Source organism: Streptomyces sodiiphilus (assembly GCF_039529215.1).
Taxonomy (GTDB): domain Bacteria; phylum Actinomycetota; class Actinomycetes; order Streptomycetales; family Streptomycetaceae; genus Streptomyces; species Streptomyces sodiiphilus.
The window spans coordinates 125,369-143,074 of record NZ_BAAAMJ010000008.1 but is presented as its reverse complement, the minus strand read 5'-3'; the positions used below and the strand labels follow the sequence as shown (position 1 = coordinate 143,074).

10 protein-coding genes are annotated in these 17,706 nt (G+C 68.5%); 8 read left to right on the top strand and 2 right to left on the bottom strand.

Annotated elements, in window-relative coordinates:
- Positions 1-19: 19 nt before the first annotated feature.
- From ABD299_RS03920 to ABD299_RS03910, 3 genes are all read left to right on the top strand, one after another.
- Positions 20-1,210, top strand: a complete 1,191-nt coding sequence (locus ABD299_RS03920; RefSeq protein ID WP_344258861.1) for a serine/threonine-protein kinase — start codon at positions 20-22, stop codon at positions 1,208-1,210.
- Between the two features lie 106 nt (positions 1,211-1,316).
- Positions 1,317-4,349, top strand: a complete 3,033-nt coding sequence (locus ABD299_RS03915) for an SNF2-related protein (RefSeq protein ID WP_344258859.1) — start codon at positions 1,317-1,319, stop codon at positions 4,347-4,349.
- A gap of 1 nt (position 4,350) precedes the next feature.
- Positions 4,351-9,897 (top strand): class I SAM-dependent DNA methyltransferase, encoded by a 5,547-nt coding sequence (locus ABD299_RS03910; protein ID WP_344258858.1) that lies wholly within the window; start codon positions 4,351-4,353, stop codon positions 9,895-9,897.
- Positions 9,898-9,949: 52 nt separating this feature from the next.
- Here ABD299_RS03910 and ABD299_RS03905 read toward each other — a convergent pair whose 3' ends face one another.
- Both ABD299_RS03905 and ABD299_RS03900 read right to left on the bottom strand, forming a co-directional pair.
- Positions 9,950-10,138, bottom strand: a complete 189-nt coding sequence (locus ABD299_RS03905; RefSeq protein WP_344258856.1) for a DUF397 domain-containing protein — start codon at positions 10,136-10,138, stop codon at positions 9,950-9,952.
- Positions 10,135-10,971, bottom strand: a complete 837-nt coding sequence (locus tag ABD299_RS03900) for a helix-turn-helix domain-containing protein (protein ID WP_344259018.1) — start codon at positions 10,969-10,971, stop codon at positions 10,135-10,137. The genes ABD299_RS03905 and ABD299_RS03900 overlap by 4 nt, the downstream gene beginning before the upstream one ends.
- Positions 10,972-11,344: 373 nt before the next feature.
- Here ABD299_RS03900 and ABD299_RS03895 point away from each other — a divergent pair, with 373 nt between their 5' ends.
- From ABD299_RS03895 to ABD299_RS03875, 5 genes are all read left to right on the top strand, one after another.
- The gene (locus ABD299_RS03895; protein WP_344258854.1) at positions 11,345-13,432 is read left to right on the top strand and encodes a hypothetical protein; all 2,088 of its coding nucleotides are present in this window, start codon (positions 11,345-11,347) and stop codon (positions 13,430-13,432) included.
- Positions 13,433-13,508: 76 nt separating this feature from the next.
- Entirely contained in the window at positions 13,509-14,018 is a 510-nt protein-coding gene (locus ABD299_RS03890) for a hypothetical protein (RefSeq protein ID WP_344258852.1), read from the top strand.
- Positions 14,019-14,186: 168 nt separating this feature from the next.
- Complete coding sequence (locus tag ABD299_RS03885; protein WP_344258850.1) at positions 14,187-15,482, top strand: DUF262 domain-containing protein; 1,296 nt, start codon at positions 14,187-14,189, stop codon at positions 15,480-15,482.
- A complete protein-coding gene (locus tag ABD299_RS03880; protein WP_344258848.1) occupies positions 15,479-16,657 on the top strand; it encodes an AAA family ATPase in 1,179 nt (392 codons plus the stop codon). Before ABD299_RS03885 ends, ABD299_RS03880 begins: the two co-directional genes overlap by 4 nt.
- 54 nt (positions 16,658-16,711) lie before the next feature.
- Entirely contained in the window at positions 16,712-17,647 is a 936-nt protein-coding gene (locus ABD299_RS03875) for a hypothetical protein (protein WP_344258846.1), read from the top strand.
- The last annotated feature ends 59 nt before the right edge of the window (positions 17,648-17,706 follow it).

Below are 17,706 nucleotides of genomic sequence, written 5' to 3'. Positions count from 1 at the left end.
AGGGGGGAGACGTAGCAGCGTGGAACCACTGAGGGACGAGGACCCGAAGGAGATCGGGGGCTTCGCCCTCGTCTGCCGGATCGGGGCCGGCGGTATGGGGCAGGTGTTTCTCGGTGAGTCCGCGGCGGGCCGGCAGGTCGCCGTGAAGGTCATCAAACCCTCTGTCCTGGACGAGGACACCCGTGCGCGCTTCCTGTCCGAGGTGGACAGCCTGCGCACCGTGTACGGGCCGTTCGTCGCGGCCTTCGTGGGGGCGGACGCGGATGCCGACAGGCCCTGGCTCGCGGTGGAGTACGTCCCCGGTCCGGATCTGCGCGCCCTGGTCGGAGAGAGCGGGCCTCTGCCGCTCGTCGAGACCGCCAGTCTGGGAGCGCTGCTGGCGGAAGGGCTCGGCGCGGTGCACGAAGCGGGCCTCCTCCACCGTGACCTGAAACCGCAGAACATCCTGCTGTCCCCGTACGGCCCCAAGATGATCGACTTCGGTCTGGCCGTCCTCGCGGAGCGCCGCACCGCCCTGACGGCGACCGGCTTCGTCGTCGGCAGTGTGCTGTGCATGCCGCCGGAGCAGGCCCGGGGCGAGCACCGGCTGGACACGCCGGCCGACGTCTACGCGCTGGGTGCGGTGCTGCTGTTCGCCGCGACCGGGCACTATCCCTACGAGGGGCCGACCTGGCAGGCCGTCGCTCTGATGATCGAGGACCCGGCGACTCCTCCCGACCTGGCGGGCCTGCCGCCCGAACTCGAATCCCTGGTCACGGACATGCTCGCACTGGACCCCGGTGCCCGGCCGGCTCTGCCCGAAGTCATCGACCGTCTGGTGCGCGTCATCCGCGAGCAGGGTCTGACCGCCCTCCAGGCCAAGCACCGTCTCACCGGCCTGACGCCCGAGATCGTGGTGCCCCAGCTCCCCGCACCGGACCTCGGGTCCGCGCCCGGTTACACACCGGCCGTCGTCGATCCGGCCGCGGTGGAGGAGGACGAGGCGGGGGCACCGGCGCCGGCCGGGGCCGGGCAGCACGCCGCCGACGGTGAGGACGGCGAGGACGGCGAGGAATCCGGGAACGCCGGTCCCTCCGCCCCGCGCGACAACGTCCCTCGCCAGGAGGAGGACGTGTCCCCCGGCGGCAGGCTCCTCGGAGTCCGCCCCTCGGAGCCACTGAGGATCGCCGAGGGAATCCGCGCCGCGTATGCGCGCGAGGCACGCTTCTGAGCTGCTTCTGTCCGCTTGCCGAAGCCCGCACGACCCCCTCCGCCTTCGTGACAGACTTGCGGCCGCAGGACAGCACCACGAACGGCAGGGCGAGAAGGGACCGCGGGTGACCGACCAGGGGGAGACGCAGGACGGGACGCGGTTTCCGCCGGGAGCGCAGATCCTCGTGCGGGACGAGGAGTGGCTGGTCCGCAGCACCATCACGACCGACCATGACGGGGAGAGAATCGAAGCCGTCGGTGTCTCCGAGTTCGTCCGGGACGAGGAGGCCGTCTTCTTCAGCGGGATCGACACGGTGGAGCTGCTCGATCCGGAGAAGACCCGTCTGGTCCCCGACACCTCCTCGTACTTCCGCCGCAGCCGCCTGTTCCTCGAAGCCGTCCTGCGCAAGACGCCGCTGCCCCAGTCGGAGCGGGGACTCGCCCTCGCCGACCGCTTCCTGCTGGATCCGCTGGTCTACCAGCAGCGTCCGGCCGAACTCGCGCTGTCCATGCGCAACCTGCGCCCCCGGGTGCTGATCGCCGACGTGGTGGGTCTCGGCAAGACGCTGGAGATCGGCCTGACGCTGGCAGAGCTCATCCGCCGGGGACGCGGTGAGCGCATCCTGGTCGTGACCCCGCAGAGCATCCTGGAGCAGTTCCAGCACGAGCTGTGGACCCGGTTCTCGATCCCTCTCGTGCGTCTCGACTCCCTGGGCATCCAGCGTGTCCAGCGGGAGATCCCGGCCGGCCGGAACCCGTTCACCCAGTACAAGCGTGTGATCATCTCCGTGGACACGCTCAAGAACATCGGACAGTACCGGCACCACCTGGAGCGCATCCGCTGGGACGCCGTCGTCATCGACGAGTCCCACAACCTGATCAACCCCGGCAGCCAGCGCCGTGCGCTCGCCGAGACCCTCGCTCCTCGCACGGACGCCCTGCTGCTCGCCAGCGCGACCCCGCACAACGGCGACAAGAAGTCCTTCGCCGACCTGATCTCCCTGCTCGACCCGGCCGCCATCGCCGACCCGGAGGACTACGACCCGGCGGTGGACCTCGGTCACCTCTACATCAGACGGACCAAGATCAGCCCCGAGGTGCGGGACGAGATCAGCACGAAGTGGCCCGACCGCGGGCCCACGCTCTCCCTCCACTGCGCCGCCACCGAGGCGGAGGAGCGGATCTTCGCCGAGCTGGCCGAGTACTGGATTCCCGCTCCGCCGGCGAGCACGGACTTCGGCTCGGCCGACCAGGACCGGGTCTCGGTGGCCACCGAGTCGCTCTTCGCCTACAACCTGCTCAAGACCTTCCTCTCCTCCCACGTCGCCCTCGGGGAGACGGTCGACAGGCGCGTCGCCACGCTGGACGGGCGGGTCCGCGCCGCGGAGGAGAACGGGACCCGGCCGGATCCGGCCATCGGGCCGGAGCGGCGGGCCCTCGAACGGCTGCGGGAGATCGTCACCGGTATGGGCGACGGCACGGCCCCCGGCGACTCCGCGAAACTCGACGCGCTCGTCGAGCAGCTGAAGGAGATCGGCGTGGGCCCCCGGTCCACCACCCGGGCCGTGGTCTTCTCCGAACGCGTCCGCACGCTCAAGTGGCTCGCCCACGTCGTCCCCGCCCGGCTGGGCTTCCCCGCCGGAGCGGACGGAACGGCGAAGGCCGTGGCCGTGATGCACGGCGGCCTCAGCGACGACGAGCAGGGCAAGGTGCTGGAGGCGTTCGGCCTCGCCGACACCCCGGTCCGGCTGCTGTTCACCGGGGACGTGGCCTCCGAGGGCGTCAACCTGCACCGCCAGTGCCACCACCTGATCCATTACGACATTCCGTGGTCGCTGATCCGCATCGAACAGCGCAACGGCCGCATCGACCGGTACGGGCAGGAGCACCAGCCGCAGTTCCGGGCGCTGATCCTGACCTCTTCCGTCCCCGGAGCGAAGGACGACCGCACGGTCGCCGAGAAGCTGCTCCGCCGGGAGGAGGAGGCCCACAAGCTGGACGGCACCGCCGAGGCCGTGTCCGGGCTCTACCGGGCCGAGGAAGAGGAACGCCGGCTGATCAGGGAACTGGTCCGGGGCGGCACGGTCGAGGACTTCCTGGAACCCGCCCCGGGCGGCGACACCGCGCTGGCCGACTTGTTCAGCCAGGTGGACTCGATCACCGAGCAGGAGCTGCCCGCGCGTGCCGAGCTGATCTCCCTCTTCGAGGGAGACACCGCCGACTTCGTCGCCACCGCCTTCGACGAGGTCTACCGGGAGCGCGCCGAGGACCTGGTCGGCCTGTCGTCCGGCACCGACGCCAAGGGCAGCGCGTACTTCTCGCTCTCCCCGGCCAGTGCCCCGGACCTCCTCCACCGCCTCAAGGCCCTGCCGCCCTCCTACCTGAAGGAGCAGCGCGTCGCCGAGCGGATGCGCGTCACCTTCGACCGCGCCCTGGCCTTGCGGAAGCTCACCGAGGCCCGGGACAGCAGCACGACCATGTGGCCGGAGGTCTCCTTCCTCACCGACATCCACCCGGTGGTGGAGTGGCTGACGGACAAGGTCCTCGTCGAGTTCGGCCGGCAGGAGGCCCCGGTCATCACCACACCGCATGTCGACGGGCCGGTGTTCCTCATCCAGGGCATCCACTCCAATGCCCTCGGCCGCCCCACCGTGGTCCGCTGGATGGCCGTGACCGGTCTCGGACCCGACGGCACCGGTACGCCCGAGGTGCGCCCCATGGCCGACGCGCTGCGCGACGCCAAGGTCGGCCCGAGACTCGCCCGCACCGGCGATCCACGTGACCTGGACCGGCTCCAGGCTCTCGTCCCCGAAGCCGTTGCCGTCGCCCGCCACCACCTTGACGCGGGGAGGGCCCAGTGGGAGGAGCGGATCAGCGAGCCCCTGGCCGCTTACCGCGAGCGTGTCGCCCGGTGGCGCAGCGATTCCCTGCTGCCCGGCATCACCGGCCGCCGGGAACGCCTCGTCGAGGAGACCGCCGACGAACTGGCCCGGCTGCTGGACCAGCTGCACACCACCGGCCGCCCGCTGCTCCGGGTCCTGGCCGTTCTCGACCGCCCCGGCGGCCCGGAGGCCACCGGAGCCGATGACGACACCGGCTCCCCGGCGCGGCCCCTCGTATCCGACGCCCAGCCGTCCGACGCCCAGGCGGAGAACTGACGTGACGTATGACTCGCTGGTCAACCACGGCGACTACCTCTCGGCCCACTACCTGGCCGAAGTCCTCCCCAAGGACCTCAAGGCCAGGGACGGCCTCCTGACCCGCTGGGCCGCCTTCGAGGAGCGGGAACGCCGACGGTACGCGGACGCGGTGGCCGAGGCGAAGCGCCGGGGACTGGGCCCCGACTCCGTCCCTCCGCGCGTCCGCACCCCCCGTGAGGGCCTGCGCGCCCTGCACGGCCCCTACTTCGCGGGCCGTGCAGCCCTCGCCCAGGACGCGGAAGCGCTGGCCGACCCCGGTGCGCCCGTTCCCGCCGGGTGGCAGAAGCGGGTCACCGAACTCCATCTCGACACCCTGCGCGCCCTCGGCTACACGGACGCCCACGAGCAGACCGTCACCGTTCACCGGGCCGACCACGAGTACACCCTCCAGGTCGCCCACGCCGAGCCCGGCCTGTATGCCGTCTCCTGCGGCTGGACCACCCGGCCCGACGCCGCTCTCGACCCGGACGGCGCCGGCCGCCTGCTGCACCCCGTGGCCCTGGAGGCGTCGGCCACGCTCGACGACGCCAAGGCCCTCACCGACTTCCTCTTCGTCTGCGACACACCTCCGCGCTACGTCCTGCTGCTCGTCGGCGGCGTCATCGTTCTCGCCGACCGCCTCGCCTGGCCCGAGGGCCGCTACCTGGCCGCCGGCCTCGACGCGGCCCTCAACCGGCGCGACGACCGCCACGGCGGCGAACTCGACACGCTGGCCGCGCTGTTCGGCGCGGACTCGCTGCGCGTCCCCGCCGAGGGCGGCACCGCGCCGCTCGTGGGCTTTCTCGACAAGTCCGGCAAGCACGCCGTCGGAGTCTCCACGGAACTGCGCGAGGGCCTGCGCCTTAGTGTCGAGTGGATCGCCAACGAGGTCCTGGACCGCCTGCGCGAGCCGGGGAACGGCGTCTGCCCGGCCGACCTCGACGACCCGGCACGTCTTGCCAAGGAACTCAGCCGCGAGTCGCTGCGCTACCTGTACCGGATCCTGTTCCTCCTGTACGCCGAGGCCAGCCCCGCCCTCGGCATCCTGCCCTCGGACCACCCCGAGTACGAGCGGGGCTACGGCCTCCAGCGCCTGGGCGACCTCGTCCTGCGCGACCTCGTCGGCGAGCGCTCCCGGCGCGGCTTCCACCTGTACGAGTCGCTGAACCTGCTCTTCGACAAGGTGGAGAACGGCCACCGCCGCTACGGCACCGAGCCGGAGGACCTGGCGGCCGAGGCCGCGGCCCGCGAGGCCGCCGAGGCGGAGAACGAGGCGGCCGCGCTGCTCGCCGCCGGCACCCTCACCCGGGCCGAGTACACCGACCGCGTCCGCGAGGCCGACCGCGCCCGCCGCGCCGCCGCCCGCAGCACGAGCGCGGGCCTGCGCTTCGAGGCGCTGCGCTCCGAGCTCTTCTCCAGGGAAGCCATCCGCCTCATCGCGGACGACCGGATCGAGAACCCGGCCCACCGGGGCGGTGCGGACGAGCACCGCCGCCCCTTCCTGGACACCCGGCTGCGCAACGAGACCCTGCACAAGGTGCTGCGCCGTCTGATGCTCACCCAGGGCCGGGGCAGGGAGCGCGGCGGTTTCATCTCGTACGCGCAGCTCGGCATCAACCAGCTCGGCGCGGTGTACGAGGGCCTGATGTCCTACACCGGCTTCATCGCGGAGGAGGAGCTGTACGAGGTCGCCAAGGGCGGCGACCCCTCGGGCGGCAGCTGGATGATCCCCGCCTCACGCGTCCAGGACTACCCGGACGAGGTCTTCGTCCAGCGGACGAACGAGGAGACCGGCCGCCGCGAGCGGGTGGTCCACCCCGAGGGGGCGTTCGTCTACCGCCTGGCGGGCCGGGACCGCCAGACCTCCGCCTCGTACTACACCCCGAAGTCCCTCACCGAGGTCACGGTCGAACTGGCGCTCAGGCACCGGCTCGACCAGAACGGCACGGTCACCCCGGCCAGGGAACTCCTGGAGTGGAAGATCTGCGAGCCGGCTCTCGGCTCGGGCGCGTTCCTCAACGAGGCCATCGACCAGGTGGCGGCCGAGTACCTGAGGCGGCGGGAGCACGAGCTGGGACGCCGGGTGGACCCCGAACTGCGGCAGATCGAGCTCCAGAAGATCAAGGCGTACATCGCCCTGCACAACGCGTACGGCGTCGACCTCAACGCCACGGCGGTGGAGCTGGCGGAGGTCTCCCTGTGGCTCAACTCCATGCACCCCGGCATGCGGGCGCCCTGGTTCGGCCTGCACCTGCGGCGCGGCAACTCGCTCATCGGCGCGGCCCGGAAGATCTACCGGGCCGACGTCCTGACGTCGGGCCGGTGGCTGGCGAGGAAGAACACCCTGCCGCCGGCGGACCTGCCGTTCCGGGAGGGGCCGCTGCCCGAGGGCGCGGTGCATCAGTTCCTGCTGCCCGCGATCGGCTGGGGCGCGGTCGCCGGCGAACCGGAGGCGAAGAAGCTCGCGCCGGACGAGGCCAAGGCGCTCGGCACGTGGCGCAAAGGCGTGCAGAAGCCGCCGAAGGGGCCGAAGCCGTTCCCGGAGCGCGGCGACGAGAGCGCCGAGGCACGGCGCAAACGCTACGACAGGTGGCGCAAGGCGGCGGAGAAGACGGAACTGTACCGCTTGCGCGGCGTGGCCCGCCGGGCCGAGTTCCTGTGGTCGCTGGTCGCCACCCGCCTCGAACTGTCCGAGCGGAAGGTCTCCCGCCGCGTCGACGTGTGGGGCGCGGACTGGCTGGAGCAGTCCTCGGAGGCGGAGGACAAGCAGCGGGTCCTCGACGACCTGACACGCCCCGGCACGCCGTACTGGCGGCTGAAGACCGTGATGGACGCGTGGTGCGCGCTGTGGTTCTGGCCGCTGGACAAGGCCGGCGAACTCGACGGCACCGACCAGGTGTACGGGACGGGCGGCGCCCTCGTCGACGAATCGTCGGTGGCGGGGCTGCTGTCCGGGGGACGCGGGACGGCCGCCGCCGAGGAGCCGACGCGGCCGGTGGAGCCCGTCGGTCCCCCTCCCGGCGACCAGTCGTGGCAGGCGGCCGGACTGTTCGACGACCCGGACGGCGAGCAGGAGGCGCTGGACACGGTCACCGACTCGTCGGCCAGGCCCCCGCGGGGGACATCGCGCCGCAGGACCGGCGGTGGCCGGCAGGAGCGGAGAACGGTCCCGCTCCAGAGCCTCGGCGACTGGCTGGACTTCCTGGAGAGCGTCCTCGGCAGGACCGACATGCCGGAGAACTCGCTGCTCTCGGGAATCGACAAGCTCAGCCCCGATGAGGCGCTGGACGTGCTGGCCGACGTGGAGGACCGCCTGGAGGGCTTCCTCGGCATGCGGCCGGCCCGGCTGCTGCCGTTCCGTTACCCGTGGCTGAACACGGTGGAAGACATCGCCGGCACGACGGAGAAGGACATCAAGGCGGAGGACGGCCACGGCTTCTTCCACTGGGAACTCCACTACGCTCACGTGTTCCGGGGGCCGGCGGGAGGTTTCGACCTTCAGGTGGGGAACCCGCCATGGGTACGACCGAGGTGGGAGGAAGACACAGTTCTGGCGGAGCTGGAGCCGTGGTTCAAGCTGGTGGAGAAGCCGAGCGTCACGTTGTGGCGTGAGCGTAAGGCAGCGCTGCTCGACCAGCCTGGCGTACCCCGCTACTACCTGCGCGAACTGAGTTCAAACGCTGCCTTGGGGGAGTGGCTGGGTTCGGCGGTCACTTATCCGGTACTCACTGGGACGCAACCGGACTTCTACCGGGCTTTCATGTGCCGAACCTGGGCGAACCTGGGCTCGGACGGCCTGGTCGGACTGGTACACCCCGACACGCATCTCGGTGGCAGCAAGGATGGCGGGATTCGTGCAGCGGTCTACCCCCGTCTAAGGCTTCACGCCGGTTTTGTGAATGTGGGAAACTGGGCGTTTGAGGCAAGCCGCAATACCGAGTTCGGTGTGCATGTCTACGGGATGCCGCAACAGCAGATCGCATTCCACAACCTCAGCCGGTTGTACGGTGTGGAGCCGGTTGTGGCGTCCTTGACCCATGACGGAGAGGGCGAAGTTCCCGGCATGAAGCATGATGGGGGATGGGACCTGCGCCCCCACTCGGCGCGGGTGATCCGAGTGGATCACGGAACCCTGGCAGAATGGCAGAGGTTGACGGGGGCCACGGATGCGCCTGTCCATGAGGCAGCGTTGCTTCAGCCTGTCACGTCAAAGGAGCAGGGAGCTATCGCGGCCTTGTCGGAAGTGACGAGCCGGGTCGGGCGGGAAGGCCCGAGCATCAGCGCGGGCTATCACGAGAAGATGGGAAAAGAGGGCGGTTTCATCGCCTGGAAAACATCACAGCCTGAGTCGCTTTCTGGCCTGATCCTTCAGGGGCCGCACTTCGGTATCGCTACTCCGATCAGCAAACAGCCGAAGGTGCCGTGTCGAGGTAATCATGACTGGTCCAGCTTCGACCTCACAACCCTCCCGGTTGATGCCGTACCTCGGACGAATTACGTCCGTCCTGAGACGTGCTCGCTCGGTAAGTACGAAAGAGAGCAGGGTCGCTGGTTGGATGAATCGCGACTCAAGGGCGACTGGCAGCCGAGCGCTGAGGAGTGGGAAAACCGCAGCGAGGTGCTGGCCGACTTCGAAATGGAGTTGGACAAGAGCGAACAACGGGAGCTACTGCGCCGACGGCTATGGCTCTACCGTCCCTATACCCAGTTCTACCGGCTGGCATGGCGTCGGATGATCCCGTTCAACACTGAGCGGAGTCTCTTTGCGTGTATTATCCCACCCGGTCCCGCGCATATTAACACCGTGCAATCGATGGCTCTGAGTGATAATCGGGGCATTGCTCTGAACGCTGGTTTTTGGGCTTCTTTGCCGCTTGACTACCTACTTCGCATCACAGGTCGCTCCGACCTTCAGGTCGCTGAAGCCCACAAGATGCCCTACGCGGACCACACTCACCCACTCGCCGGCCCGCTCCTTCTCCGTACTCTCCGCCTCAACTGTCTGACCGATGCCTACGCGGTCCTGTGGGCCGAGCTTTATGACACATCATGGTGCGATCGCGAGGACTGGGCCCGGAAGTGGCCCCGCCTTGCGCCGCTCGCCAGCGGGACGTCGGCGGAATGGAACTATGGCACGCCCCTCCGCACCGAGTATGAACGTCGCGCTGCCCTTGTGGAGATCGACGCCTTGGTGGCGGTGTGGCTCGGAATGAGTGCGGACGAACTCATCGCTGTCCACAAGGCGCGGTACGCGATCCTCGCAGACAGGGAGTCGCACATGTGGTTCGACGCCAACGGGCGGCAGTTGGCTCAGGACCCGTATGCTCACGGTCACGGGCAGACGAAGAAGCACTACGAGCACTTCCTCGCCTATCAGAGGAAGGAGCGGTCCGAGCCCCCGGAGGGGTACACCGCTCCCTTCTACAAGGCCGACCGGGAGAAGGAGATGCGTGCGGCGCACGCGCACTTCTCCGCGCGTCTTCAGGACGCCGTGAACAGGGGTGAGTGGACGCCGCCTGCCCGGTGAACGGCGGAGCCCCGCGCCGGACGGCTCCGGCGCGGGGCATGAGGGCCGGTTGTCAGCCCTGCGCGGTGTGGGTGACGAAGTCCCTCCACGCGGCGGCGGGGAAGGCCAGCTCGGGGCTCCGCCGGTCCTTGGAGTCCCGGACATGTATCGCCCGGGTGTCCCGTGCCACCTCGACGCACGCGTCACCGTCGGAACCGCTGTAGCTGCTCTTGAACCACGCCCGTTCGTCGATGCTGTTCATAGCGCTCCTCGCAGTTGCCTCAGCAGGCTCCTGGAATCCTCGGAGTTGAGGGCCTGCGAGCGCAGTCTCGCATACCGCTGGAGCATGATGCTGACCTCCTTGGGATGCGTGATCAGCATGCCGCCGCGCTGCCCCTCCGCGTAGCCGAACCACTTGTGGTCCGGGGACTCCAGCAGCATCAGCGGCCCGTCGAAACCGGCGTGGTCGGGCTGGAGTCGCGGCATGATCTGCAGCTCGACGTTGAACTGTGACGACCGTTCCAGCAGATGGTCGAGCAGTTCCCGCGTCACCTCGGGGCCTCCCGTGCCGCGCTCGATGAGTGCCTGCTCGATGACGAAGCTGAACGTGATCGCGGGCATGCGGTCGAAGAGCTGCTGGCGTTCCAGCCGGGCCGCTACCTGCTGGGCCACCTGTTCCTCGTTCTTCACGGGCGGGACGCTCTTCGTCACGGCCCGCGCGTACCGCTCGGTCTGGAGCAGCCCGGGAATCACCCGGCACTCGTACGTCCACAAGGTCACGGCCTTCGTCTCCAGCCGCGCCCACTGCCGGAACCAGCTCGCCAGCCCCGCCTGCCGGGACAGATGGACAGCCGCCCGCCGCAGAGCCCCCGTGTTGCCGAGCACCGCCTCCGCCCGCTCCACGAAGTCGCAGTCCGGCATCCGCCGGCCCTGTTCCACCGAGGCGACCGTGTGCTTCGAGTAGCTGATCAGCTTGGCGAACTGCGCGCGGGTCAGGCCCGCGTGCTCCCGCAGGGCCTGGACGAACGCCCCGAACGTGCGCAGACTGTCCGACACCTCCGGCTCCGGACCGAACCCCGTGCCCGGCCCTCTCATCACCGCTTCCGCGGCATCGTCCCCCGTGTTCTCGTAGGTCACCGTCGACCACCTTCCGCGCGCACGCGCTTCGCCGCACCGCTTCTGACGCGTCCCATCGTCGCCCGGGGCGAGGGGCATCGTCCACTGAACGTACGCGTACGCTGACTCTGCGTACGCGATCCCTTGCTGATGCGGGCCCGGATCCACGGGAGGGGCCCGAGCCGGTGTGGCGCAGCCGGACTGCGGTAGTCCGGACCCCACCCTCACCTTCCGGCCGTACGGGCCTCAGCCCTGGGCCCCGGGCGGCCGGGCCAGGGATGAACACCACGCGTCATGACACACTTACAGCCGTAAAACGGGCCGGGGCCGTTCGACGTGTGGGGGTGGCGAAGTGTCGCTGAGCTATGAGGACCTGTACCACCTGCGGCTGGGCAATCTGTCGGAAGCCGTACAGGCATGGGGAGACACCGCCCAGCGCCTCAAGGAACAAGCCGAGGAGGCACGCACGGGGATGCGTGCGAAAGCTGTGGCGGCCCGATGGCGGGGCGAGAACGCCGAGGTGACCCGGCCGTTCGTCATCACGACCGCCGGCCGCTTCGCCGCAGCCCACGCGCAGGCCGAGGGGATGCACGCCATCCTCCGCGACCTTCACCACGCCCTGTCCCTTCAGCAGCGAAAGCTGCTCGCTGCCGAGTCGGAGGCCGCTGCTCAGGGCTTGTCCATCCGGAGGGACGGAACGGTCACCATCGGTTCCCGAGCGCCCCTCGATCCCGGAGAAGTTGCCGGAAGAGAACAGGCTGCCGAAGAGATCTCGGCCCGGGTGACGGGAATCCTGCGACAGGTAGAGATCACCGATGCCGAACACGCCCGCGCGCTGTACCATCTCGCTGGTTCGGACGGGAACGATCATTTCACCGGGCATACCTTTGAGAGTGTCGGTGATTCCTATGAGCTGTTCGGCAGTGAGGCCGACCGGGCAGCATCGGACTTCCTCGGACTGGTGCAGAGCGATCGTATCCGCACTGTTGAGGGAATGGAGGAAGCGCATTCCCTTCTTCTTCCCTGGAGCGATGACCCGGACTTCGCTGCTGCGGTGGCTCTCGCTCTCGGTCCTGAAGGCACCTTGTTGCTCTGGGCCGAGCTCAATGACCGTCAGGAAGTGGGAAAGGTCACCGAAGACCGCGTGCGGGCTGTGGCGAACCTGCACGAGAGTCTGGGCAACACGATTGCGACGGCTACGCACGTGCAGTCGCCGGAGATGAAGGCGTGGCGTGATGAGGTTGTTGCTCATGGTGCCGGTCCGGTGCCGATGCGATCCGGCATCCGGGTCCACGGTTTCCAGATCATGAGCAGTCTCATGGAGCACGGTGATTGGGATGCTGACTTCCTCAACACCTACGGAAACTCCTTGATCGCTATGGAAATGGAGAGCAAAGTTTGCTGGCCCGGTCGCGGTCCTGGAGATTTCGTCTCGGTGCTCGGTGATGACTTCCGTCATGATCCCATGACCGGTTTCATGTCCGCCCTCAGCCGGGACCCGTCCGCCTCCCTGGAGTTCTTCGGACCCCACGGCCACCTGGAGCGGGAAACGATCACCATGCAGTATCTGCTCCGGGACCGGGACATGGGAAGCCTACTCGATGAAGAGGTTGCACAGAGTGGTCTTGTTGCCAGCCGTGTGGCGATCGGGGATGCCTTGACAGCGGCAGCGACTGGACTTGATCCCAACGGTCCGGAATCTCAGGAGCACACGCACACCGAGGCGAACAAGCAGATCGTGGACCGTGCCCTGAGGTTGCTCGACGAGGCGGGTGACGACTTCGCTCCGGAGTTCCGCCAGCCCATGGCCCGCGTGCTCGTGAATCACGGTGCGGCCTTCATCGACACTGCGGGTAACACCATGGTGGAGCGTCCTTTCAGTGTCAGAAATCTTTCCGGTGTGGTTGTCCAGTTGTCTCGTGATCCGGTTGCCTATGGCATCCTCAACGGGGGGATCAATCATCAACTTTTCGATTCCATGGCTGATGAGGCGACTGTTGTCGGGCAGGATCTGAACCCCAAGAACATCCTCGATCGGGCGGGCAAGGTGGTCGGATTTCTTGGCCAAGGGAGGCATGACGCACTTTCTGTTGAGTCTGATGAGGAGGTATCTCGAGCCGAATGGCAGGCGAGGTACGCGTACCATGGAATCGGTGGCATTGTGACCTTCTTGCCGGGTGCGGGAGATCTGGTGCAACGGGAGGTGGATATCCGATCTCAAGGCTGGCTTGAAGACGAAAAGAAGCGGCTCGGAGTCGAGAACGAAGCAGAGAATTGGGATGTTCGAGAGGCGCGCGAGCAGCAGCTTGAGGCACTGGCGGATGAATGGTACCGAATGTACTCCGATTGGGCGGACGGGGAAACGGGTTACCAAACGCGATTTGGCCGGAGTCAAGTGATCGGTGCGGCGGCGAACGATGGAAGGGATGACACCAGGTGACGGAATCTTTTTATGGTCGCGGTGGCGGGCCGGGCTCATGAGGGGAGGCTGGATGTCCCGTTGGGGGGTGATGTCCTTGACCTTCGCCCTGTCCATACTCTTGTGCGCGTGCAGTGGTGCCGGGCAGGCGAAGTCGTATGACATCCCTTCGGATGTGTGCGGAATTTCCGTCAAGCCCGAGCTCCTCTCTCCGCTTCTCGTCGCGGGAGATGTGCTGGAGGAAAGGAAAAGTGCGGAAGGGGGGGAGTATTGGAAATGCCGGCTGCTGGTTGATTCGAAGCTGTCTCTGGTCGCGGAGGGAGGCATGCTGGGCGGGTTCCGCGATCCTATGGAAGAGACTGCTGTGGCGAAACGGAGAGAAGAAGACGTCGTGAGGGTGAGGATCGGCGGAGAGGAGGCGGTTCTGTGGGCGAGTGGGGCCGCCGTCACCTTCCCCTGCGAGACCAGCCTTTTCGGCTCTTTCGTGGGCGTACGGCTCACCACAGGTGACACCGAGGGAGAGCAGAAGGAGCGCAGGGCTCATGTCAAGGCGTTTGCCGAAGACTTCGTGGCTGAGCTGAAGAACCACCATCAGTGCGCTTCCTGAGGCCCCGTGCGAGTCCTGGCCCCCACGCCCATGGGAGGCAGCCGCGCCGACGTGGAACTCCGGCGACCTGCCTCCGCTCACTGGCCCGGACGTCGCGCTGACAGGCTGTGATGCCGCATATAGGCTTTGCCGGACGGCATCGGGCGGCGGCGGAGGGCAGCAGGAACCATGACGGGCCTGGAGGACAGCGGTGGCGGCCGGGCCACCGGCCGGAACCGGCCGGTGGGCATCCAGCGGTACGCGGCACCGGTGGACGTGCCCGGGGAGCAGGATCCGCTGTTCCTGCCGCTGGAGACGCCCTTGGAGATCGGTTCCGACGGCCGGCCGACCGGTGTCGAGCTGGAGCTCACTTCCGGCGGGGACGACGAGAGGGAAGTCCACTACAGCGACGCGGACGGCATCTCCGCCCCGTTCCGGCCCGACAGCATCAAGATCCACACGGAGACGACCACCGTCGACCTGCTGCTGTCGCGGCTCCGTGAGGGCATGATCGACCTGGCGCCCGACTTCCAGCGCCGGGCCGGCATCTGGAGCGACGTCATGCAGAGCCGGCTCATCGAGTCGCTGCTGTTGCGCATCCCCATCTCGAACTTCCACATGGCCCAGGACAGCGAGGACAACTGGGCCGTGGTCGACGGGGTTCAGCGGCTCACCGCCATCGCCCGGTTCATCGCGCCCGATGTCGTCAAGATGCCACCGCTTGCTCTGCGCGGCCTGGACTACCTCACCGACTTCCATGGCAAGGGCTACGAAGACCTCTCCGGCAGGCTGAAGATCCGCTTGCGGGAGACGCAGCTCGTCGTCCACATCATCCAGCAGGGCACCCCGGAGGCCGTGAAGTACAACGTCTTCTCCCGCATCAACACCGGCGGGTTGCCGCTCAAGGCGCAGGAACTCCGGCACGCGCTGGTGCAGGGGCCCGTCCGCGAGTTCCTCGCAGACACGGCGGAGCACCCCTCGTTCGGTGAGGCCACCGGCTGGAGCGTGTCCAACGAGCGGATGGCCGACCGGGAGATGGTGCTTCGCTTCCTCGCCTTCCGCCTGACCGACCCGGCCGAGCACAACCAGCAGGACTTCGACCACTTCCTGGTCACCGTCATGCATCAGGTCAACCGGCTGAGCGACGCGCAGCGGGAAGCGCTCGCACGGGAGTTCCGGGCTGCGATGGTGTGCGCCAAGGACCTCTTCGGCGACCACGCCTTCCGTAAATGGCGTGGTGGCCCTGCGCGCTCGCCGATCAACAAGGCGCTGTTCGAGACCGTCGCGGTGAATCTCGCCCGTCTCAGTGATCACGAGCGGGCGAAGCTGGTAGCGTCCCGGCAAAGGGTACTCGCCGGATTCTTCGACTTGATGAAGGACTGGGACTTCGACCGGTCCATCTCCATCAGCACCGGCGACCCGAAGAAGGTCCGCACGAGATTCAGCGCGATGGCACAGCTTTTCCGAGGGGTAGTGGGGCAGTGATCGACCGGCTGACGCTGAGGAACTTCAAGGCGTTCGGTGACGCGTCCTTACCGCTGGGCCCGCTCACCCTTCTCACCGGGCTGAACTCGTCCGGCAAGAGCAGCGTCCTCCAGGCTCTCGCACTGCTGCGGCAGTCGTACGAAGCGGGTGTCCTCATCGCCTCCGAGAGCCCGCTCGGAGCGCGGCTCCGTTCCGGCGTCGCCAGCGAGGGCTTTCTGCTCAACGGCGAACTCGTAGGCCTCGGTACCGGAGAGGATGTCCTGCACGAGGAGTTCGCGGAGGACAAGCCCCGGATCGAACTCAGCGTCGACGAGGGGCCTTACCACTACGGCTGGACGGTCAAGTACGCGCCCGAGCAGAACCTGCTGCCGCTGTCCGAGGCGGACCTGCCGCTCACCGGTGAGGGGGCCGCCGCGCCCGCCGGGCCCGAGGCCGTCAGGCCGGCGTTCTTCACCGCTCCCTTCCAGTACCTGCACGCCGACCGCATCTCGCCCGCCGAGTTCTACCCGCGCGACCACCACGCGGCCGTCGGCCGGGGCTTCCTCGGCGTGCGCGGCGAGCACACCGTCAACTTTCTCCGGCACCATGCCCGGACAGGAATCCCGGCGGGCCCGCTGCACCACCCGAATGCCGACTCCGACCTCCTGCTCGACCAGGCCGCCGCCTGGATGGGGGATCTGTGCCCCGGAGTGGACATCCAGGCAGACGCCATCGAGGGCGCCGACGCCGTACGGCTCTCGTACGGGTTCCAGGGGATGCTCGGGCCCACCCGGCGCCGCCGGCCCAGCAACGTCGGCTTCGGGCTCACCTACGTCCTGCCGGTCGTGGTCGCCTGCCTCACCGCGGGCCCCGGCTCCCTGGTGCTTCTGGAGAACCCGGAGGCGCACCTGCACCCCCAGGGGCAGACCCGGATGGCCGCGCTCGCCGCGGCCGCCGCGGCACAGGGCGCGCAGGTGATCATGGAGACGCACAGCGACCACGTCATCAACGGCGCGCGGCTGGCCGTCAAGGAGGGCCGCATGGCCCCCCGGGACGTGGTGTTCCACTACTTCCGCGGTGACGGCACCGGCGCGGAGGTCGTCAGCCCGCGGGTCGACGCGGACGGCATGCTCGACCAGTGGCCCACCGGGTTCTTCGACGAGCTGGAGAACACCCTCGACAAGCTCATCGGCTGACACCCGCCCGGGGAGGGCGGGGCAAGACACCCACATCGTCGCGGAGGGGGAGACGTGCCGCAGCTGTTCCTGAACGAGAAGTCCTGTGAGACGACGGCGGACCCGGACCGGGTCAACCGGTCGATGACCGAGATGGTCAAGGCCGTGCTCGCGGTGGCCAGGGAGGACCGGGCGGGGACCCTGCTGGTCTCCCGGGAACCGGTCAAATCCCTCCAGCTCGCCCAGGGGCACGCGATCGGCAAGTGGATCGGCCTGCCGGAGGCCAAGGACCTGTGGCGGCGGCTGCTGATCCTTCAGGCCAAGTGGCCCTACCGGGAGGTCTATCCCGAAGGGGAGACCTACTCCGATGTCGAGTACCGGCATGGCGAGGAGGTGACCGAAGGGCTCGGAGCCGCCCATCTGACCGGTGGTCTCGGAGTTTCGCTGCCGGTCGAGCCACGCTGGGACGCCGAGCGGCTCGCCCTCGTCCGCGAAGAACTCCTGGACGACGGAGGCTCGCACGTCACCCGGGTCGAGGTGCCGCACGCCGCCAGACGGGAGCATGTCGCCGCTCATCTGCCGTGGATCCGGCGCGGCGCGGACACCGCCCGGCAGGAAGCCCTCGCGGGCCTGCGGTCCGGGGCCGAGCTGTGGGGCCTGCGCGCGGACCTCTTCCCGCTCCTCCAGTTTACGCCGCTCGCCGAGCAGCACTTCGCCGAACTGCACGAGGTGTGGGTGCGGCCGGTGGGCGAGCGGCTCGGGGAACTCCAGGACGCGGTCAGCGACTGGGACCCGGTCCGGCAGCCCGTCTCCCCCCAGTGGCGGTCCCACGTCCGCACCGAATTCCAGAACCGGCGGCGGCTGTGCTGGTTCCCGGACACCGACGGAGAGAAGCGGCTGTTCGACTGGCACTGCGACTTCCTGCCCAGCCCCGGCCGCATGCACTTCCGGCTGGTCCACGAGGACCGCACCCTGCGCATCGCGTACGTCGGACGGAAACTCGGCGTGTGAATCCGCCCCCGGGAGCCCGTCCGCCGCTCCCGTTACCGTAGGGCGGTGACCGGGCACCC